This is a genomic window from Streptomyces sp. XM83C, from assembly GCF_023072675.1.
GTDB classification, from domain to species: domain Bacteria; phylum Actinomycetota; class Actinomycetes; order Streptomycetales; family Streptomycetaceae; genus Streptomyces; species Streptomyces thermocoprophilus.
Genome location: NZ_JALLGL010000006.1, coordinates 1 through 18,854 on the forward strand (window position 1 = coordinate 1; position 18,854 = coordinate 18,854).

Sequence of the window (18,854 nt, forward strand, 5' to 3'; positions counted from 1 at the left end):
CTACAACCGCCGTCGCCTGCGCAAGCACAAGATCTTCGGCTACCTCACACCGGCCGAGACCAGACAGCGACATCAACACGCCCTCGCGGCATAACGAACGAGTGTCCAAGATCACGGGGAAACTTCAGATGTGCCATCGGGGCTGAGATTGTGCCGCGAATTTTGAGACCCTACACCGCTTCCGTCAGGTCTGGGCCATGTCCACGAAGCGGGAGTAGTGGCCCTGGAAGGCGACGGTGATGGTGGCCGTCGGGCCGTTGCGGTGCTTGGCGACGATGAGGTCGGCCTCGCCGGCGCGGGGGGACTCCTTCTCGTAGGCGTCCTCGCGGTGCAGGAGGATGACCATGTCGGCGTCCTGCTCGATGGAGCCGGACTCTCGCAGGTCCGAGACCATCGGCTTCTTGTCCGTGCGCTGCTCGGGGCCACGGTTGAGCTGGGAGAGCGCGATGACCGGGATCTCCAGCTCCTTGGCGAGCAGCTTGAGGTTACGGGACATGTCCGAGACCTCCTGCTGGCGGCTCTCGGCGCGCTTGGAGCCGCCGGACTGCATCAGCTGGAGATAGTCGATGACGACGAGCCGCAGGTCGTTGCGCTGCTTCAGACGGCGGCACTTGGCGCGGATCTCCATCATCGACAGGTTCGGGGAGTCGTCGATGTAGAGCGGTGCGGCGGAGACGTCCGGCATCCGGCGGGCCAGCCGCGTCCAGTCATCGTCGGTCATGGTGCCCGAGCGCATGTGGTGCAGGGCGACGCGGGCCTCCGCGGACAGCAGACGCATCGCGATCTCGTTGCGGCCCATTTCGAGCGAGAAGATCACGCTGGGGAGGTTGTGCTTGATCGCCGCGGCCCGCGCGAAGTCCAGCGCGAGCGTGGACTTGCCCATCGCGGGACGGGCGGCGATGACGATCATCTGGCCGGGGTGCAGGCCGTTGGTGAGGGAGTCGAAGTCGGTGAACCCGGTGGGGACACCGGTCATCTCCCCGCTGCGCGAGCCGATGGCCTCGATCTCGTCGAGAGCGCCCTCCATGATGTCGCCGAGCGGCAGATAGTCCTCGCTGGTGCGCTGCTCGGTGACGGCGAAGATCTCCGCTTGGGCGCGGTTGACGATCTCGTCAACGTCGTCGTCGGCGGCGTATCCCATCTGAGTGATGCGGGTGCCCGCTTCGACCAGCCGCCGCAGTACGGCGCGCTCGTGCACGATCTCCGCGTAGTACTCGGCGTTCGCGGCCGTGGGCACGGTCTGGACGAGTGTGTGCAGATAGGCGGCGCCGCCCACCTTGTTGATCTCGCCGCGCTTGGTCAGCTCGGCGGCGATGGTGATGGGGTCGGCCGGCTCGCCCTTGGCGTAGACATCGAGGATCGCCTGGAAGATCGTCTCGTGGGCGGGCTTGTAGAAGTCGTGGCCCTTGAGGATCTCGACCACGTCGGCGATCGCGTCCTTGGACAGCAGCATGCCGCCGAGGACGGACTGCTCGGCCTCCAGGTCCTGCGGCGGCACCCGCTCGAATGCGGAGCCCCCGTCGTCCCAGCCGCCTTCCCGGCCGCGGTCGTGCTGCTCGTCGCGGCCCCTCCCGCCGTCGCCGCGCCGACGGGAGGCGGGTAGACGATCACTGGGACCGCTGTCGGCCCACGGGTCGTCCAAGGGCTCGGAAATGCTCACCGAGCCACCTCCTCCCGTCCGCCGAGCGGACCTCGCCACGCCCCTTATTTCTACGGCACGGCACTGACAAATGAGAGGCCCAACTCCGGTTCGGCCGCGCCGGTTTTGCGACGTTTTGAAGACCGGCGCACGGAGCGGGCGCCGGACAACGGTAGGCCTGTGGGCACCGTCAGCCAATCTGGTTATCCACAGGGCATGTGGACGACGGCCCCGATGCTGTGGAGAACTCCGCCAAACCTGTGCACGAGCCGGTGGACAGCGCTGTGAACAAGCTCGCGCCGTCCTTGCCGAACACCACCTGACCTGCACTTTCACGATCCACCGGCTGTGCAGAAGAAAATGTTGCCCAGTCGGCCCAAGATCAGTTCGAGCGGTGTGCACAACGACACGCACACAGAGGCGAAGTAAGGGTCACTCAGCAATTGCATCACTTACCTGTGGACGATTAGATTGGTGGCCATGACACAGGCTCCCGCGACCCGGCAGGCCGCCCGGCGACAGCACGACCGCGAGATCGTCGCGCTGGCCGTCCCGGCCTTCGGAGCGCTCGTCGCCGAGCCGCTGTTCGTCCTGGCCGACAGTGCGATCGTCGGCCATCTCGGCACCGCCCAGCTCGCCGGGCTCGGGATTGCCTCCGCCCTGCTCACGACCGCCGTCAGCGTCTTCGTCTTCCTCGCGTACGCCACCACGGCCGCCGTCGCCCGCCGCGTCGGCGCCGGCGATCTCCCCGCCGCGATCCGCCAGGGCATGGACGGCATCTGGCTCGCCCTGCTCCTCGGCGCCGCCGTGATCGCCGTGACCCTGACCACCGCACCCGGACTCGTGGACCTCTTCGGCGCCTCCTCCACGGCCGCGCCGTACGCCACGACGTATCTGCGGATCTCCTCGCTCGGCATCCCCGCCATGCTCGTCGTCCTCGCGGCAACCGGCGTGCTGCGCGGCCTCCAGGACACCAGGACGCCGCTCTATGTGGCGGTCGGCGGCTTCATCGCCAACGCCGCGCTCAACGCCGGCCTCGTCTACGGCGCCGGCCTCGGCATCGCGGGCTCGGCCTGGGGCACGGTCATCGCCCAGTGCGGCATGGCCGCCGTCTATCTCACCGTTGTCGTCCGCGGTGCCCGTCGGCACGGTGCGTCGCTGCGGCCCGACGCCGCCGGGATCCGCGCCTCCGCACAGGCCGGCGTACCCCTGCTGGTCCGTACGCTCTCCCTGCGGGCGATCCTGATGATCGCCACGGCCGTCGCCGCCCGCCTCGGCGACGCCGATATCGCGGGCCACCAGATCGTCCTGTCGCTGTGGAGCCTGCTGGCCTTCGCCCTCGACGCCATCGCCATCGCGGGACAGGCGATCATCGGCCGGTATCTGGGCGCCGGTGACGCACAGGGCGCCCGTGACGCCTGCCGCCGCATGGTCGAGTGGGGCATCGCCGTCGGCGTCGCCCTGGGCGTCCTCGTCGTCCTGACCCGGCCGCTGTTCCTGCCCCTGTTCACCGGTGACCCCGCGGTGAAGGACGCCGCCCTGCCCGCCCTGATCATCGTCGCGCTCTGCCAGCCGGTCGCCGGGGTCGTGTTCGTCCTGGACGGCGTCCTGATGGGCGCCGGCGACGGGCCGTATCTCGCCTGGGCGATGCTGGTCACGCTCGCCGTCTTCACCCCGGCCGCCCTGCTCGTCCCGACGCTGGGCGGCGGACTGACGGCGCTGTGGGTGGCCATGACACTGATGATGATCGTGCGGATGGTGACGCTGTGGCTGCGCAGCCGCTCCGGCCGCTGGCTGGTGACCGGGGCGACGCGCTGACCGTTTCACGTGAAACACCCCGGCCGCCCCAGGACACACAAGGCCCGCAGAAGCACAAGGCGCTACAGACGTGGAAGGGGGCCGCACCCTCACGGATGCGGCCCCCTTCACCGTGCTCGTCGGGCGAGCGCGGCGATCACGCGACGATCAGGCCGCGACGACCTCGATGTTGACCTTGGCAGCCACCTCGGGGTGCAGACGCACGGACGTCTCGTGGGCGCCCAGGGTCTTGATCGGCGCGGCCAGCTCGATGCGGCGCTTGTCGACCTCGGGACCGCCGGCGGCCTTGATCGCGGACGCGATGTCGGCCGGGGTGACGGAACCGAAGAGACGACCGGCGTCGCCGGAGCGGACGGCCAGACGGACCTTCACACCCTCGAGCTGGGCCTTGACCTGGTTGGCCTGCTCGATGGTCTGGATCTCGTGGATCTTGCGAGCACGACGGATCTGCTCGACGTCCTTCTCGCCACCCTTGGTCCAGCGGATCGCGAACTTCCGCGGGATCAGGTAGTTGCGAGCGTAGCCGTCCTTGACGTCGACGACGTCGCCCGCGGCGCCGAGGCCGGAGACCTCGTGGGTGAGGATGATCTTCATGAGTCGGTCACCCTTCCCTTAGCGCGCGGTGGACGTGTAGGGCAGCAGCGCCATCTCACGGCTGTTCTTGACGGCCGTGGCGACGTCACGCTGGTGCTGCGTGCAGTTGCCGGTCACGCGGCGGGCACGGATCTTGCCGCGGTCGGAAATGAACTTCCGCAGCATGTTCGTGTCCTTGTAGTCCACGTACGTGACCTTGTCCTTGCAGAAAGCGCAGACCTTCTTCTTCGGCTTGCGCACAGGCGGCTTCGCCATGGTGTTTCTCCTGTGTGATCAAGAAGTTGGGATACGACCCGCCTTCGGCCTCCCCGGGCCCGGAGCACCGGGCCGGTGGGCCTAGAAGGGGGGCTCGTCCGAGAAGCCGCCGCCACCGCTGCCGGAGCCGCCGCCCCAGCCGCCGCCCTGGTTGCCACCGGCGGGAGCGCCGGTCGCCCAGGGGTCGTCCGCGGGAGCGCCGCCGCCCTGCGGGGCACCGCCGGGGCCGCCGCCCCAGCCGCCGCCCTGCTGGCCGCCGCCACCGCCGTAGCCGCCCTGTCCGCCGCGGCCGGTGGTCTTGGTGACCTTGGCCGTGGCGTTGCGCAGGCTGGGACCGACTTCCTCGACGTCCAGCTCGAAGACCGTGCGCTTGACGCCCTCCCGGTCCTCGTAGGACCGCTGCTTCAGCCGGCCCTGCACGATGACGCGCATGCCTCGCTGGAGCGACTCGGCGACGTTCTCAGCCGCCTGGCGCCAGACCGAGCAGGTCAGAAAGAGGCTCTCGCCGTCCTTCCACTCGTTGGTCTGGCGGTCGAAGGTGCGGGGAGTGGACGCGACACGGAACTTCGCGACCGCCGCACCGGAGGGGGTGAAGCGCAGCTCGGGGTCGTCGACAAGATTGCCGATGACCGTGATGACGGTCTCGCCTGCCATGGGGGAACCTCTCGGCGGGTTTGCTGCTGGCTGCTGGTGGTGCTTGCTTCTCGAGACCCGGGATCAGCTGAGCGGAAGGCTCAGTGGGTCTCGGGACGGAGGACCTTGGTCCGGAGGACCGACTCGTTCAGGTTCATCTGGCGGTCGAGCTCCTTGACGACCGCAGGCTCGGCCTGCAGGTCGATGACCGAGTAGATGCCCTCGGGCTTCTTCTTGATCTCGTACGCGAGACGACGACGGCCCCAGGTGTCGACCTTCTCCACCTTGCCGTTGCCCTCGCGGACGACGGAGAGGAAGTTCTCGATCAGGGGGGCGACAGCGCGCTCCTCAAGATCGGGGTCGAGGATGACCATCACCTCGTAGTGACGCATGTGGAACCCACCTCCTTTGGACTCAGCGGCCACGGTCGTTCCGTGGCAGGAGGGTTGTGATGCGTGCGCAACGGTATCGGCCACCACTGACAATCGGGGGGCTCCACGGGGATTCCCGACGGGATCCCCCTCCGCGGCCTGGGCAGACACCGGTGCAGACGGTACAGAGTACCCGCACACCCGCTTCCGGTTGAAATCCGGCCCCCAAGGCCGTCAATCTGTACACATCGGGTGTGTATGGCGCTACGATGCGCCGCCTTCCGCAGGAGGTGCCCTATGGCACAGGCATTGCGACCCAACACCGCCGGAGGCCTCTTCGCCACGGACGGAAAGCCCCATCCCCTCCAGGACGCCCTGCTCGCGGTCACCCTGGTGCTGGGCATCACGTCCTTCGTCACCGCGCAGTTCCACAACCTGCACCTGCTCAGCTCGTGGGCCGGCCTGGTGGGCATCCTCACCGGCCTGTACGGCCAGTGGGTCTCGGAGACGACCCGCGAACGCTTCGGACTGATCCTGGGCCTCGGTGCCTCGGCGGTCGGCTTCTTCCTGGGCATGGCGCACGGCGGGCTCTTCGGCGGGGTGGTCTGAACGACGGGGCCGACCAGGCCGGGCCCGACGCAGCGGGATGCAGACCCAGCGGGGTGTTCTGAACCGGCCAGGACCGACCCGGCCCGGGCCGACCCAGCGCGGCGCAGGCCCGACGGGCGCTGACCCGACGGTGGTATCTGCCTCTCCCCGCCCACCGGGGCGACGGCACACGGCTCCCCGGGAACCCGGAGGGACGTCACCGCGTTCCCCATGCGAGACCGCGAGAGCGTCCCCGGGGACCCGCGGGAGCCCTCCATGACGTCCCCCGGCCCCGTCGGAACCCGCCCGGCCGCCCGGCGACCGGGCGAGAAGGTCCCGTCCGCCCAGTCGGGGCGCGCACAGGGCGCAGTAGGCTTCGGCGCGAGAGCCGGAGCCCCTGACCCATGGGGACACACCAGCCCGAGGAGCGCCCCGACATGAGTCTGACCCTGAGGACCATCAGCCGTGAGCAGCATCTGGCCTTCATCCAGAGCCTGCCGGCGGCGAGTCACATGCAGGTCCCGGCGTGGGCGGACGTGAAGGCCGAGTGGCGTTCGGAGAACCTCGGCTGGTTCGACAAGACCGGCCAGCTCGTCGGCGTGGGCCTGGTCCTGTACCGGCAGCTGCCCAAGATCAAGCGCTATCTCGCCTATCTGCCCGAGGGCCCGGTCATCAACTGGTTCGCGCCCAACCTCCAGGAGTGGATCGAGCCGATGCTGGCGCACCTGAAGCAGCAGGGCGCGTTCTCGGTGAAGATGGGCCCGCCGGTGATCATCCGCCGGTGGAACGCCGACACCATCAAGAAGGGCATCCAGGACCAGGACGTGAAGCGTCTGCGCGACCTGGAGGCCGACTTCATCGAGCCGCGCGCCTTCGAGGTGGCGGACAAGCTGCGCCGTATGGGCTGGCAGCAGGGCGAGGACGGCGGCGCCGGCTTCGGCGACGTCCAGCCGCGGTACGTGTTCCAGGTGCCGCTGGCCAACCGCTCCCTGGAAGAGGTCCACAAGAACTTCAACCAGCTGTGGCGGCGCAACATCAAGAAGGCCGAGAAGGCGGGCGTGGAGGTCGTGCAGGGCGGCTACCACGATCTCGAGGAGTGGCAGCGGCTGTACGAGATCACGGCCGTGCGCGACCACTTCCGGCCCCGGCCGCTGTCGTACTTCCAGCGCATGTGGACGGCCCTCAACACCGAGGACCCCAACCGCATGCGGCTGTACTTCGCGCGGCACAACGGCGTGAACCTCTCGGCGGCGACGATGCTGATCGTCGGCGGCCACGTCTGGTACTCCTACGGCGCCTCCGACAACATCGGCCGTGAGGTCCGTCCGTCGAACGCCATGCAGTGGACGATGCTGCGCGACGCGTACGCGCTCGGCGCGTCCGTCTACGACCTGCGCGGCATCTCCGACTCGCTGGACGAGACCGACCACCTCTTCGGTCTGATCCAGTTCAAGGTCGGCACCGGCGGGCAGGCGGCCGAGTATCTCGGCGAATGGGACTTCCCGCTGAACAAGCTGCTGCACAAGGCGCTCGACATCTACATGTCGCGTCGCTGAACCTCAGGCTCCCTCCCCTTCCTAGACCGCTAAGACCAGAAAGGTTCCAGGTCCGGCCATGGCGCTCACGCTCTACGTCGACACCGCGCGCTGGCGGGCGCACCACAAGCACGTGCAGGAGCAGTTCCCCGGGCTGGTCCCGGTCTGCAAGGGCAACGGCTACGGTTTCGGGCACGAGCGGCTGGCCGAGGAGGCCACGCGGCTGGGTGCGGACCTGCTCGCCGTCGGCACGACGTACGAGGCCGCGCGGATCAAGGACTTCTTCAGCGGTGATCTGCTGGTGCTGACGCCGTACCGGCGGGGCGAGGAGCCCGTGCCGCTGCCGGACCGCGTGGTGCGCTCGGTGTCGTCCGTCGACGGCGTGTACGGCCTGGTCGGCGCCCGTGTGGTCGTCGAGGTGATGTCGTCGATGAAGCGGCACGGCATCAGCGAGCAGGACCTGCCGCAGCTGCACGCCGCCATAGAGAACGTGCGCCTGGAGGGCTTCGCCATCCATCTGCCGCTGGACCGGACGGACGGCTCGGACGCGGTGGAGGAGGTCATCGGCTGGATGGACCGGCTGCGGGCCGCCCGGCTGCCGCTGCACACGATGTTCGTCAGCCATCTGAAGGCCGAGGAGCTGCACCGGCTCCAGCGGCAGTTCCCGCAGACCCGGTTCCGCGCGCGGATCGGTACGCGGCTGTGGCTCGGCGACCACGAGGCGACGGAGTACCGGGGTGCCGTCCTGGACGTCACCCGGGTCTCCAAGGGCGACCGGTTCGGCTACCGGCAGCAGAAGGCGGCCTCCGACGGCTTCCTGGTGGTCGTGGCGGGCGGTACGTCGCACGGGGTGGGCCTGGAGGCCCCGAAGGCCCTGCACGGCGTCATGCCGCGCGCCAAGGGCGTCGCACGGGCCGGTCTCGCGACCGTGAACCGGAATCTTTCGCCGTTCGTCTGGGCGGGCAAGCAGCGCTGGTTCGCGGAGCCGCCGCACATGCAGGTGTCGATCCTGTTCGTGCCGGCCGACAGCGAGGAGCCGAGGGTCGGCGACGAGCTGGTGGCCCATCTGCGGCACACGACCACGCAGTTCGACCGTCTCGTGGACCGCTGAGCCGACGAGGACAGCAGGAAGGCCGTACCCGGGGTGTCCCGGGTACGGCCTTCCTGCGTCGGTGGGTCCTCTGGCCGCGCTCGTCTCGACGGGCCTCGGGCCCCGTTCGCTCAGAGTGAACGACCGCTCGACGGGCCTCCGTCCGGCAGCATCGCCGGGTTCTGTTCGCCCCACTCCACCTGAGGCCCCTCCGCGTGGGCCGCGTGCCGCGGCGGATGGGCCGCGGCACCGAGCACGAACCGGTCCTCGGCACCGTCGAGGACGCCGCCGGAGGGGTCGTCGTCCCCGGCCCGGCGCACCACGTCCCGTTCCGGCATGACGATGTCGCGGACCACCACCGCGCACAGGTACAGCGTGCCCACCAGATGCACGCCGATCGCCCAGTGGTAGCCGTCGGTCGGCAGCCCTTTGTGGGCGTCACCGCTGGTCGTGTACGCGAGGTACATCCAGATGCCGAGGAAGTACGTCACCTCGCAGGCCTGCCAGATCAGGAAGTCCCGCCACTTGGGCCGGGCCAGCGTGGCCAGCGGCACCAGCCACAGCACGTACTGCGGCGAGTAGACCTTGTTGGTGAGGATGAACGCCGCCACGATCAGGAACGCGAGCTGGGCGAAGCGCGGCCGGCGCGGCGCGGTGAACGTCAGCGCGGCGATGCCCACGCAGCACAGCAGCATCAGCACCGTGGCGAGCGTGTTGACCGTGTCCGTGGTGAGCGGGTCATCGGAGTTCTGGGCGAGGATCAGCCAGAAGGAGCCGAAGTCGACGCCTCGCTCTTGGCTGAAGCGGTAGAACTTCGACCAGCCCTCGAAGGCGAACAGCATCACCGGCAGGTTCACCACGAGCCATGCGACGACGGCGCCGCCCACCGCATTGCCGTAGTCGCGCCATTTCCCGGCGCGCCAGCACAGCAGGAGCAGCGGGCCGAGCAGGAAGACGGGATAGAGCTTGGCGGCCGTGGCCAGGCCCAGCAGGACGCCGAACGCGAGCGAGCGGCCCCGGGACCACATCAGCATCGCCGCGGCCGTCAGAGCGACGGCGAGCAGGTCCCAGTTGATGGTGGCGGTGAGGGCGAAGGCGGGCGCCAGGGCGACCAGCAGACCGTCCCAGGGGCGCCGGGCGTGCGTACGGGCGACGCAGACGGCGATGACGGCCGCGCACGCCATCAGCATCCCGGCGTTGGTCATCCAGTACCACTTCTCCTGGTGCTGGATGCTGCCGCCGTCGGGGGTCAGCCAGGAGGCCACCTCCATGAACACACCGGTGAGCACCGGGTATTCGAGGTAGTCCATGTCGCCGGGCAGCTTGTCGAAGTACGGCACCAGGCCGTCGGCGAAGCCACGCCCCTGGTACAGGTGCGGGATGTCCGAGTAGCAGGCGTGGGTGTACTGGGAGCTGGCGCCGAAGAACCAGGCGCCGTTGTAGCAGGGCGCCTTCTGCACCAGCCCGAGAGCGAACACCCCGATCGCCACGAGAGCGACGATCCGCACCGGCGTCCACCAGGACGTCCCGGTCAGGGCGTACCGCCCGAGAGGGCCGCCGATCAGCTCACTGCCGGCCGCGGCCACCGCGTCGTCCTTGGTGGGCTGCACCGTGTCGGACTCGTGCACGCGCGTCGGCGTCGATTCTGCACTGGGCATGGGGCACATCCTGCCGTACAGGGCCATGAATACGCCGAGAGCCGCCGCACCGGGTCCGGTGCGGCGGCTCTTGTTTCACGTGAAACACCCATCACGGGCGGCCCGGCCACTGGGTCGGCCTAGCCGGTCGAGCCTCCGAAGAAGCCTCCGCTGCCGTTGCCGTTGCCGTTGGTGCTGCCTCTGTTGGTGCCGTCGGACGAGGTCGGGGTCGGCGAGGTGGTCACTCCGCCGTCGGTACCGCCGTCGTCCGTGCCGCCGGAGTCGTTGCCGCCGTCCGTCGACCCGTTCTTGCACCGGAAGTCCCAGGGCTTGCACGTATCGCTGGACGTGGGCTCGGGCTCCGGCTGGGTCCGGCTCGGCGTCGGGTCCGGCGACGGCGTCTCCTCTTCCTCCTCCGTCTCCGTGGTGCTCGGAGTCGGGGTCGGGCTCGGGGAGGGGTTGATGATCTTGCCGATGGGCTCGGCCTCCGGGAAGGGCTCCGGCTCGCCGAAGCTCTTCTCGGCCTCGGACATGTAGTCCTTCCAGATCTGCGCCGGGATGTCACCACCGTGGATGGAGGGGACACCGCCGACGCCGTTCATGGAGAGCAGCTCGCCCTTGGCGGGGTCCGTTCGGAACAGGGTGACCGCGGTCGACAGCTCCCGCGTGTAGCCGACGAACCACGCCGACTTGTTCTTGTCGGTCGTACCGGTCTTGCCGGCCACCGGGAAACCGATGTCCTTGACCCTGGTACCCGTACCGTGCTGGACCACGTTCTCCAGGACGTCGGTGATGTTGTTGGCGATGTTGGCTTCCAGCGCCTGGGAACCCTTCGGCTTCTCGAAGCCGTCCAGCAGCACTCCGTTCTTCTTGACCTCGATGACGGAGTACGGCTCGAAGTGCTCGCCCTCGTTCGCGAACGTGGCGTAGGCATCGGCCATGCGGATCGCGCTGGGCGTGGAGGTACCGAGCGAGAACGACACGTTGTTGAGGTTGCCCTTGTCGAAGGACTCCTCCAGGATGCCGAGCGACTCGGCCGTCTTGCGCGTCTTGCTCAGCCCGACGTCGATGCCGAGCTGGGCGAACGGCGTGTTGATCGAGCGTTCCATGGCCTTCTTGAGCGTGACCATGCCCCATGCCGTGGGGTCCTCGTTCTTCTGCCGGAAGGGCTTGCCGTCGTTGCCCATGATCGGGTCGCCCTGCTGGTTCTTGATCACCACCAGGTCGTTGCCGTTGTACCGGGCCATGGGCGACAGCGGTTCGCCGCCAGTCTGGTAGGTGCCGTACTGCATGGCCGAGGCCAGCACGATCGGCTTCCAGGTCGAGCCGACCGGGACACCCGTGGTGTTGGCGTTGTTGGTGTAGTGGCCCTTGTCGTAGCCGTCACCGCCGTAGATCGCGACGATCGCACCCGTCTTCGGGTCGACGGACGCCGCACCGAACTGGACGTATTTGTCCTGCTCAGGGCGCTTCTTGAGATCGAGGAAGCTCTTCTGCGTCTTCTTGACGGCCGCTTCGAGTTCCTGGACCTTCTTGCGGTCGAAGGTGGTCTTGATCGTGTAGCCGCCGCGGTCGAGTTCGTCGGCGGTCAGCCCCAGCTTCTTGGCCGCGTACTCCTTGGCGATGTCGACGAGGTAACCGGTCTGTCCGGTGAGGGGCGACTGCTTGACCTTGAGTTTCGGGAACGTGGTGATCTTCGCCCGCTTCTCCGGGGTCATGCGGTCCACCTCGACCATGCGGTCGAGGATCCAGCTCCAGCGCTCCTTGGCCCGCTTGGTGTTCGCCTCCGGGGTGGCGGCGGAACCGACACCGCCGTCCGGGTTGTAGAAGTTCGGGCCCTTGAGGACCGCGGCGAGGAAGACGCACTGCTCGGTCGACAGGTTCTGGGCGTCCACACCGAAGTAGGCCTGCGCGGCGGCCTGGATGCCGTAGGCGTTGCGGCCGAAGTAGGCGGTGTTCAGATAGCCCGCGAGGATGTCGTCCTTGGAGAGCTTCTGGTTGACCTTTATGGAGATGAACAGTTCCTTGAACTTGCGGGAGAGCGTCTGCTCCTGGCTGAGGAACGTGTTCTTGACGTACTGCTGGGTGATGGTCGAACCACCCTGCGTCTCACCGCCGCGTGCCATGTTGACCACGGCGCGGGCGATGCCCATGGGGTCGACGCCCTTGTCCCGGTAGAACGAGGCGTTCTCGGCCGCGACCACCGCGTTCTTGATGTCCTTCGGGATCTGCGCGTCGGACACGATCTGGCGGTTGGTCTGCCCGCCGGTCGCCGCCATCTGCGTGCCGTCGGACCAGAGGAAGACATTGTTCTGGGCCAGCGCGGTGTTCTGCGGCTTCGGGATGTCCACCCATGCGTAGCCGACGCCGGCGACGGCGATCAGGCTCCCGACGAAACCGACGAAGAGGCCGGTGACCAGCTTCCAGGACGGCACCCAGCGGCGCCAGCCGTACTTGTCGGCACGCGGGTAGTCGATGAGTCGCTTACGGCCCGGCGCGGTGGCCCCGCGGCCCCGTCCCGCCGGCGGTCCGCCCCGCCGGCCCGGTTCGGCCGCCCTGCGGCGGCCCCCGCTTCTCTGTGCCGCGCGTCGAGCCTCGGCGCGGCCGCCGTAGGGCCGCTCCTCGCCTCCCTGCCGGTAGGGGTCCGCTCCGTACGAGCCGGAGGGGGACCCGGTGGCGCCTCGCGGTGCCGCACGGCGGCCGGAGGACGAACCGGACTGGCCACGCCGGGCCGCGGCACGTCCGCCTCCCTGCGGCTGCGGCGGTTTGCGACGGTGCTCGCTCATCGAACGATTACTCCTCGGGCAGGCGCACCCTTGCGCGCCTGGAAACGGCGGCTGGTTTCCGGTCCCCCCGAAGTACGGATACGGCTGGTTCCGCATTCACCCGTACTGCACCGAGGGCGAGGACGTCCTCGTGTGTCACTCGGTTCCCGGTGGTGTGCATGGCGCACAGACTACGCACCGTCAAAACCCGCCGAGCAGCGAAGTTCACCCCAAATCAGGCAAGTTGCCACCGACGAATCGGTGATGTGATCCCGTTCACCGGTCTCCCTCTTGTCGCGCCCGGAAGGCCGTTCTATCGTCGTGATGTATCGAGTCGATACATCAGCGCGAGATAAGTGTGAGCGAGACGAGAGGAGGCGACCATGAGCCGGCGTTCCGGAATCCTTGAGTTCGCCGTGCTCGGCCTGCTCCGCGAATCTCCGATGCACGGCTATGAGCTGCGCAAACGACTCAATACGTCACTGGGCGTGTTCCGCGCGTTCAGCTACGGGACGCTGTATCCCTGCCTCAAGACGCTGGTCGCCAACGGCTGGTTGATCGAGGAACAGGGCACCGGCCCCGAAGCCACCGCTCCGCTCGCGGGGCGGCGTGCGAAGATCGTGTACCGGTTGACAGCGGAAGGTAAGGAGCACTTCGAGGAGCTCCTGTCCCAGACGGGACCCGACGCGTACGAGGACGAGTCCTTCGCCGCCCGCTTCGCCTTCTTCGGACAGACCTCGCGGGACGTCCGGATGCGTGTGCTGGAGGGCCGTCGCAGTCGGCTGGAGGAGCGGCTGGAGAAGATGCGCGCCTCACTGGCACGCACGCGTGAGCGCCTCGACGACTACACACTCGAGCTCCAGCGCCACGGGATGGAGTCCGTGGAGCGCGAAGTGCGCTGGCTGAACGAGCTCATCGAGAGCGAGCGGGCCGGCCGGGACCTGAAGGGTTCCGCCCCCGGGGGGCCCGCTCAGCAGAACACAACTGGAGCGACGGGCGTCCTGCCCCGGTCCGGGGACGAGCCCCGGCCGGATACGCCCGACGACACCGCCACGTGAGCGCCCACTCAGGGCCTCACTCGTACACACAGGGAGCAACCGGAATGGGTTCGGTTCGCGTAGCCATCGTCGGCGTGGGCAACTGCGCCGCGTCGCTGGTACAGGGAGTCGAGTACTACAAGGACGCCGACCCGGCGTCCAAGGTGCCGGGCCTGATGCACGTCCAGTTCGGCGACTACCACGTCAAGGACGTCGAGTTCGTCGCCGCCTTCGACGTGGACGCCAAGAAGGTCGGCCTCGACCTCGCGGACGCGATCGGCGCCTCCGAGAACAACACCATCAAGATCTGCGACGTCCCCACCACCGGTGTGACGGTCCAGCGCGGCCACACCCTCGACGGCCTCGGCAAGTACTACCGCGCCACCATCGAGGAGTCCGCCGAGGAGCCCGTCGACGTCGTCCAGGTCCTGAAGGACAAGCAGGTCGACGTGCTCGTCTGCTACCTGCCCGTGGGTTCCGAGGACGCGGCGAAGTTCTACGCCCAGTGCGCCATCGACGCCAAGGTCGCCTTCGTCAACGCCCTTCCGGTCTTCATCGCCGGCACCAAGGAGTGGGCGGACAAGTTCACCGAGGCGGGCGTACCGATCGTCGGTGACGACATCAAGTCGCAGGTCGGCGCCACCATCACCCACCGCGTCATGGCGAAGCTGTTCGAGGACCGCGGTGTCATCCTCGACCGCACGATGCAGCTGAACGTCGGCGGCAACATGGACTTCAAGAACATGCTCGAGCGCGAGCGTCTGGAGTCCAAGAAGATCTCCAAGACGCAGGCCGTCACCTCCCAGATCCCCGACCGGGACCTCGGCGAGAAGAACGTCCACATCGGCCCGTCCGACTACGTCGCCTGGCTCGACGACCGCAAGTGGGCCTACGTCCGCCTGGAGGGCCGCGCGTTCGGCGACGTCCCGCTGAACCTGGAGTACAAGCTCGAGGTGTGGGACTCCCCGAACTCCGCGGGTGTCATCATCGACGCCCTGCGCGCCGCGAAGATCGCCAAGGACCGCGGCATCGGTGGTCCGATCCTGTCGGCGTCCTCCTACTTCATGAAGTCCCCGCCGGTGCAGTACTTCGACGACGAGGCCCGCGAGAACGTCGAGAAGTTCATCCGCGGCGAGGTCGAGCGCTGACCGCGCGCTGAACGCTCCTGCCAGGGCTGAGAAGGTCCCCGGGGTTGCCGCCCCGGGGACCTTCCCGTATGTGAGGCTGTCCCGCATGGCCGTCGTCCGCGATCTTCGCGTCCTGCTCCGCTTCCGCGACTTCCGGCGGCTGCTCCTGGTACGGCTGCTCTCCCAGGGCGCCGACGGCGTCTACCAGGTCGGCCTCGCGACCTACGTCGTGTTCTCCCCGGAGAAGCAGACGTCACCGGCCGCGATCGCCTCCGCGATGGCGGTCCTGCTGCTGCCGTACTCGCTGGTCGGGCCCTTCGCCGGGGTGCTGCTGGACCGCTGGCGGCGCCGGCAGGTCCTCGTGTACGGCAATCTGCTGCGCGCCCTGCTGGCGGCGGTGACCGCCGCACTGGTCACCGCCCAGGTGCCCGACTGGCTTCTCTACGTCTCCGCCCTGTGCGTCACCGCCGTCAACCGGTTCGTGCTGGCCGGCCTGTCCGCCGCGCTGCCCCGGGTCGTCGACGCCGAGCGGCTCGTCATGGCCAACTCGCTGTCGCCGACCGCGGGCACCCTCGCCGCGGTGGCGGGCGGCGGCCTCGCCTTCGTCGTCCGCTTGGTGATCTCCGACTCGGACACGGCCGTGGTGCTGCTGGCGGCCGTCCTGTACCTGTGCGCCCTGCTGGCCTCCCTGCGGATGGCTCCCGGGCTGCTCGGCCCCGACCTGGCGCTGGTACGGCCTCGGCTGTCGGACGCGGTGCGCGGCACCGCCCGTGGTCTGGCCGGCGGTGTCCTGCATCTCGCGGCACCGGCGCGGCGGGAGGCCGCCCGGGCGCTGGGCGCGATGACGCTGATGCGGTTCTGCTACGGCGCGCTGACCGTGCTCGTGCTGATGCTGTGCCGGTACGCCTGGTCGTCCGACACGGACGAGGGACTGGCGCTGCTGGGTCTCGCGGTGGGCGTCTCGGGCGCCGGGTTCTTCGCCGCCGCCGTGGTGACGCCGGTGGCGGCGAGCCGACTCGGGCCGGTGCGCTGGATCGTCGTGTGCTCTGCCGTCGCGGCGGCGCTGGAACCCGCCCTGGGTCTGAGCTTCGCCCGGCTGCCGGGGCTCGTGGCGGCCTTCGTGCTGGGGTTCATCACCCAGGGCGCGAAGATCGCCACCGACACGGTCGTCCAGGCGTCTGTGGACGACGCCTTCCGGGGCCGGATCTTCTCCGTCTACGACGTGCTGTTCAATGTCGCCTTCGTCGGCGCCGCCGCGGTGGCCGCCCTGATGCTGCCGCCTGACGGTCGGTCGGTCGCGCTCGTCGTCGCGGTCGCCGTGGTCTACGGAGCGATTGCCTTGACTTTGGCCCGATTTGATCCTCAGTGAGTGTCACATCAGGGCCACAGAGTTGCGACGGGAGAGCAAAGTGGCAGCAGGGACCCAGTAACTTACGTGGGTCTTATTTCGCGCGATGCGCATCCACGTTCTAGGGGGACCCCAGAAGTGACCACTCCGCCGCCCCACGGCCAGAACCCTTACGCCCAGACGCCTCCCCCGCCCGTGGGACAGCAGCCCGGTCAGCCGGGAGTTCCCCCGCAGGGTGCCCCGTACGCCCCGTTCCCGGCCCAGGGCGCCCCGATCCCGCCGGCCCCTCCGGCGCGGCGTGGGGGCAAGAAGGCCCTGAAGATCGTCGGTGGTGTGCTCGTCGCTGTCATCATCGCCCTCGTGAAGTTCGGTGGCGTCTTCGGCATCACCTGGTTCATGAGCCGGGACGACGCCGAGACGACGTCGGTGGGCGCCTGCATGCACAACAACGGCACCAACTCCAAGCCCGACCTGGAAGAGGTCGACTGCTCGTCCTCCGAGGCGCAGTACAAGGTCGTCCAGAAGCACGACTTCACGAGCGACATCAACAAGTGCACCGACCCGTCGGCGCCGATCGCCTACTGGCAGACGGGCGGCGGCCACGATGTCGTCCTCTGCATGTCCGAAGTCAAGTAGGACGTCGCTCATCAGCCGAGGGGCGGTGTTTCACGTGAAACACCGCCCCTCGGTCGTGTCCGGGGCCATGTTTCACGTGAAACATGGCCCCGTTCCGCAGATCAGTTCTGCTCGGCCCACCACTTCTTCAGGGCGGCCACGGCTTCGTCGTGCTCCATCGGGCCGTGCTCCAGGCGCAGTTCCAGCATGTGCTTGTACGCCTGGCCGACCTGGGGGCCCGGACGGATACCCAGGATCTCCATGATCTGGTTGCCGTCGAGGTCCGGACGGATGGCGTCCAGCTCCTCCTGTTCCTGGAGCTGGGCGATGCGCTCCTCCAGGCCGTCGTAGGCACGGGAGAGGGCGGCGGCCTTGCGCTTGTTGCGGGTGGTGCAGTCGGAGCGGGTCAGCTTGTGCAGCCGGTCGAGGAGAGGGCCGGCGTCACGGACGTACCGGCGGACGGCGGAGTCGGTCCACTCGCCGGTGCCGTAGCCGTGGAAACGCAGGTGCAGCTCGACGAGGCGGGAGACATCCTTGACCAGTTCGTTGGAGTACTTCAGCGCGGTCATGCGCTTCTTGGTCATCTTTGCGCCGACCACCTCATGGTGGTGGAAGGAGACACGGCCGTCCTTCTCGAAGCGCCGGGTGCGGGGCTTGCCGACGTCGTGCAGCAGGGCCGCCAGACGCAGGGTGAGGTCCGGACCGTTCTCCTCCAGCGCGATCGCCTGCTCCAGCACGATCAGCGTGTGCTCGTAGACGTCCTTGTGGCGGTGGTGCTCGTCGCTCTCCAGCCGCAGCGCGGGCAGCTCGGGCAGCACCCGCTCGGCGAGACCGGTGTCGACCAGCAGGGTCAGGCCCTTGCGGGGGTGCTCGGACAGGATCAGCTTGTTCAGCTCGTCCCTGAGCCGCTCCGCCGAGACGATCTCGATCCGGTCGGCCATCTCCGTCATCGCGGTGACGACCTCGGGAGCGACCTCGAAGTCGAGCTGGGCGGCGAAGCGCGCCGCACGCATCATCCGCAACGGGTCGTCGGAGAAGGACTCCTCCGGAGTGCCCGGCGTACGCAGCACCCGCGCCGCGAGGTCGTCGAGGCCCCCGTGCGGGTCGACGAACTCCTTCTCGGGCAGAGCCACGGCCATCGCGTTGACGGTGAAGTCGCGGCGGACGAGGTCTTCCTCGATGGAGTCACCGTAGGACACCTCCGGCTTGCGCGAGGTGCGGTCGTAGGCCTCCGACCGATAGGTGGTGATCTCGATCTGGTAGCCCTGCTTCTGCGCCCCGACCGTGCCGAAGGCGATCCCGACCTCCCAGACGGCGTCCGCCCAGGGCCGCACGATCTTCAGGACGTCCTCGGGGCGGGCGTCCGTGGTGAAGTCCAGGTCGTTGCCGAGCCGGCCGAGCAGCGCGTCACGGACCGAGCCGCCGACGAGGGCGAGCGAGAAACCGGCCTGCTGGAAGCGGCGGGCGAGATCGTCGGCGACAGGCGCGACCCGCAGCAGTTCGCTCACCGCGCGCTGCTGCGCCTGGCTCAGGGCAGTAGGAGTGTCTTCATTGGCGTTCGGCACAACAGAAGAGGGTACGTGCCCCGGCCGGGGTGGGCTTCCTCATACAAGGGGCCCGTGGCCACCCCCGCTCGCGCGCCGGGACCGGTCGGGGCGGTGGCAGGGCCGTGCAGGTCGTCACTCCACTTCATAGAGGCACATACAGGACCGGCCGCGCCACGATGCGCGATCTTGTGGCACGGTCCGCGGCACTTCCGCTCAGCGCGCATCGTTACCATGCGTGGACGCACATTCCGACGA

General features: G+C 68.6%; 16 protein-coding genes. 8 read left to right on the forward strand and 8 right to left on the reverse strand.

The window, feature by feature from the left end; all coding sequences use genetic code 11:
- Window positions 1–184 precede the first annotated feature (184 nt).
- Window positions 185–1,660, reverse strand: a complete 1,476-nt coding sequence (gene dnaB, locus MTQ10_RS01650; RefSeq protein ID WP_247461413.1) for a replicative DNA helicase — start codon at window positions 1,658–1,660, stop codon at window positions 185–187.
- A gap of 459 nt (window positions 1,661–2,119) precedes the next feature.
- Between dnaB and MTQ10_RS01655 the strand changes: the two genes are divergently transcribed.
- Window positions 2,120–3,457: an MATE family efflux transporter gene (locus MTQ10_RS01655; RefSeq protein ID WP_247461415.1), complete on the forward strand. Its 1,338-nt coding sequence runs from the start codon at window positions 2,120–2,122 to the stop codon at window positions 3,455–3,457.
- A 147-nt stretch (window positions 3,458–3,604) separates the two neighbouring features.
- Here MTQ10_RS01655 and rplI read toward each other — a convergent pair whose 3' ends face one another.
- The 4 genes from rplI to rpsF form a co-directional block, all read right to left on the reverse strand.
- Complete coding sequence (rplI, locus tag MTQ10_RS01660) at window positions 3,605–4,051, reverse strand: 50S ribosomal protein L9 (protein ID WP_247461417.1); 447 nt, start codon at window positions 4,049–4,051, stop codon at window positions 3,605–3,607.
- Between the two features lie 18 nt (window positions 4,052–4,069).
- Entirely contained in the window at window positions 4,070–4,306 is a 237-nt protein-coding gene (gene rpsR, locus MTQ10_RS01665) for a 30S ribosomal protein S18 (RefSeq protein WP_003949403.1), read from the reverse strand.
- 81 nt (window positions 4,307–4,387) lie between these two features.
- Window positions 4,388–4,960: a single-stranded DNA-binding protein gene (locus MTQ10_RS01670; protein WP_247461418.1), complete on the reverse strand. Its 573-nt coding sequence runs from the start codon at window positions 4,958–4,960 to the stop codon at window positions 4,388–4,390.
- Between the two features lie 80 nt (window positions 4,961–5,040).
- Window positions 5,041–5,331, reverse strand: coding sequence for a 30S ribosomal protein S6 (gene rpsF / locus MTQ10_RS01675; protein WP_003956532.1), 291 nt, complete (start codon window positions 5,329–5,331; stop codon window positions 5,041–5,043).
- 276 nt (window positions 5,332–5,607) lie between these two features.
- Between rpsF and MTQ10_RS01680 the strand changes: the two genes are divergently transcribed.
- From MTQ10_RS01680 to MTQ10_RS01690, 3 genes are all read left to right on the forward strand, one after another.
- A complete protein-coding gene (locus MTQ10_RS01680; protein WP_247461420.1) occupies window positions 5,608–5,919 on the forward strand; it encodes a hypothetical protein in 312 nt (103 codons plus the stop codon).
- 416 nt (window positions 5,920–6,335) lie between these two features.
- Window positions 6,336–7,454 (forward strand): peptidoglycan bridge formation glycyltransferase FemX, encoded by a 1,119-nt coding sequence (gene femX, locus MTQ10_RS01685; protein WP_247461421.1) that lies wholly within the window; start codon window positions 6,336–6,338, stop codon window positions 7,452–7,454.
- A gap of 58 nt (window positions 7,455–7,512) precedes the next feature.
- On the forward strand, window positions 7,513–8,544 hold the full coding sequence (locus MTQ10_RS01690; RefSeq protein ID WP_247461423.1) for an alanine racemase: 1,032 nt from the start codon (window positions 7,513–7,515) through the stop codon (window positions 8,542–8,544).
- 110 nt (window positions 8,545–8,654) lie between these two features.
- Here the strand turns inward: MTQ10_RS01690 and MTQ10_RS01695 are convergent, their stop codons facing one another.
- On the reverse strand, window positions 8,655–10,181 hold the full coding sequence (locus tag MTQ10_RS01695; RefSeq protein WP_374117552.1) for a glycosyltransferase family 87 protein: 1,527 nt from the start codon (window positions 10,179–10,181) through the stop codon (window positions 8,655–8,657).
- A 119-nt stretch (window positions 10,182–10,300) separates the two neighbouring features.
- Entirely contained in the window at window positions 10,301–12,946 is a 2,646-nt protein-coding gene (locus tag MTQ10_RS01700; protein ID WP_247461425.1) for a transglycosylase domain-containing protein, read from the reverse strand.
- Window positions 12,947–13,308: 362 nt separating this feature from the next.
- Here MTQ10_RS01700 and MTQ10_RS01705 point away from each other — a divergent pair, with 362 nt between their 5' ends.
- The 4 genes from MTQ10_RS01705 (at window position 13,309) to MTQ10_RS31400 (ending at window position 17,073) form a co-directional block, all read left to right on the forward strand.
- Entirely contained in the window at window positions 13,309–13,983 is a 675-nt protein-coding gene (locus MTQ10_RS01705) for a PadR family transcriptional regulator (RefSeq protein WP_247461428.1), read from the forward strand.
- Between the two features lie 44 nt (window positions 13,984–14,027).
- Window positions 14,028–15,110, forward strand: a complete 1,083-nt coding sequence (locus MTQ10_RS01710) for an inositol-3-phosphate synthase (protein WP_247461430.1) — start codon at window positions 14,028–14,030, stop codon at window positions 15,108–15,110.
- A gap of 85 nt (window positions 15,111–15,195) precedes the next feature.
- Complete coding sequence (locus tag MTQ10_RS01715; protein ID WP_247461483.1) at window positions 15,196–16,458, forward strand: MFS transporter; 1,263 nt, start codon at window positions 15,196–15,198, stop codon at window positions 16,456–16,458.
- 312 nt (window positions 16,459–16,770) lie between these two features.
- Window positions 16,771–17,073, forward strand: a complete 303-nt coding sequence (locus tag MTQ10_RS31400) for an LppU/SCO3897 family protein (protein WP_308404527.1) — start codon at window positions 16,771–16,773, stop codon at window positions 17,071–17,073.
- Between the two features lie 101 nt (window positions 17,074–17,174).
- On the opposite strand, the gene MTQ10_RS01725 is transcribed toward MTQ10_RS31400, so the two are convergent.
- Entirely contained in the window at window positions 17,175–18,617 is a 1,443-nt protein-coding gene (locus MTQ10_RS01725) for a CCA tRNA nucleotidyltransferase (protein WP_247461433.1), read from the reverse strand.
- Window positions 18,618–18,854 lie beyond the last annotated feature (237 nt).

Bases quoted from the DNA above. Each gene is read 5' to 3' on its own strand.
- MTQ10_RS01655 (WP_247461415.1), top strand. From the start codon at position 2,120: ATGACACAGGCTCCCGCGACCCGGCAGGCCGCCCGGCGACAGCACGAC.
- rplI (WP_247461417.1), bottom strand. From the start codon at position 4,051: ATGAAGATCATCCTCACCCACGAGGTCTCCGGCCTCGGCGCCGCGGGC.
- rpsR (WP_003949403.1), bottom strand. From the start codon at position 4,306: ATGGCGAAGCCGCCTGTGCGCAAGCCGAAGAAGAAGGTCTGCGCTTTC.
- MTQ10_RS01670 (WP_247461418.1), bottom strand. From the start codon at position 4,960: ATGGCAGGCGAGACCGTCATCACGGTCATCGGCAATCTTGTCGACGAC.
- rpsF (WP_003956532.1), bottom strand. From the start codon at position 5,331: ATGCGTCACTACGAGGTGATGGTCATCCTCGACCCCGATCTTGAGGAG.
- MTQ10_RS01680 (WP_247461420.1), top strand. From the start codon at position 5,608: ATGGCACAGGCATTGCGACCCAACACCGCCGGAGGCCTCTTCGCCACG.
- femX (WP_247461421.1), top strand. From the start codon at position 6,336: ATGAGTCTGACCCTGAGGACCATCAGCCGTGAGCAGCATCTGGCCTTC.
- MTQ10_RS01690 (WP_247461423.1), top strand. From the start codon at position 7,513: ATGGCGCTCACGCTCTACGTCGACACCGCGCGCTGGCGGGCGCACCAC.
- MTQ10_RS01695 (WP_374117552.1), bottom strand. From the start codon at position 10,181: ATGCCCAGTGCAGAATCGACGCCGACGCGCGTGCACGAGTCCGACACG.
- MTQ10_RS01700 (WP_247461425.1), bottom strand. From the start codon at position 12,946: ATGAGCGAGCACCGTCGCAAACCGCCGCAGCCGCAGGGAGGCGGACGT.
- MTQ10_RS01705 (WP_247461428.1), top strand. From the start codon at position 13,309: ATGAGCCGGCGTTCCGGAATCCTTGAGTTCGCCGTGCTCGGCCTGCTC.
- MTQ10_RS01710 (WP_247461430.1), top strand. From the start codon at position 14,028: ATGGGTTCGGTTCGCGTAGCCATCGTCGGCGTGGGCAACTGCGCCGCG.
- MTQ10_RS01715 (WP_247461483.1), top strand. From the start codon at position 15,196: ATGGCCGTCGTCCGCGATCTTCGCGTCCTGCTCCGCTTCCGCGACTTC.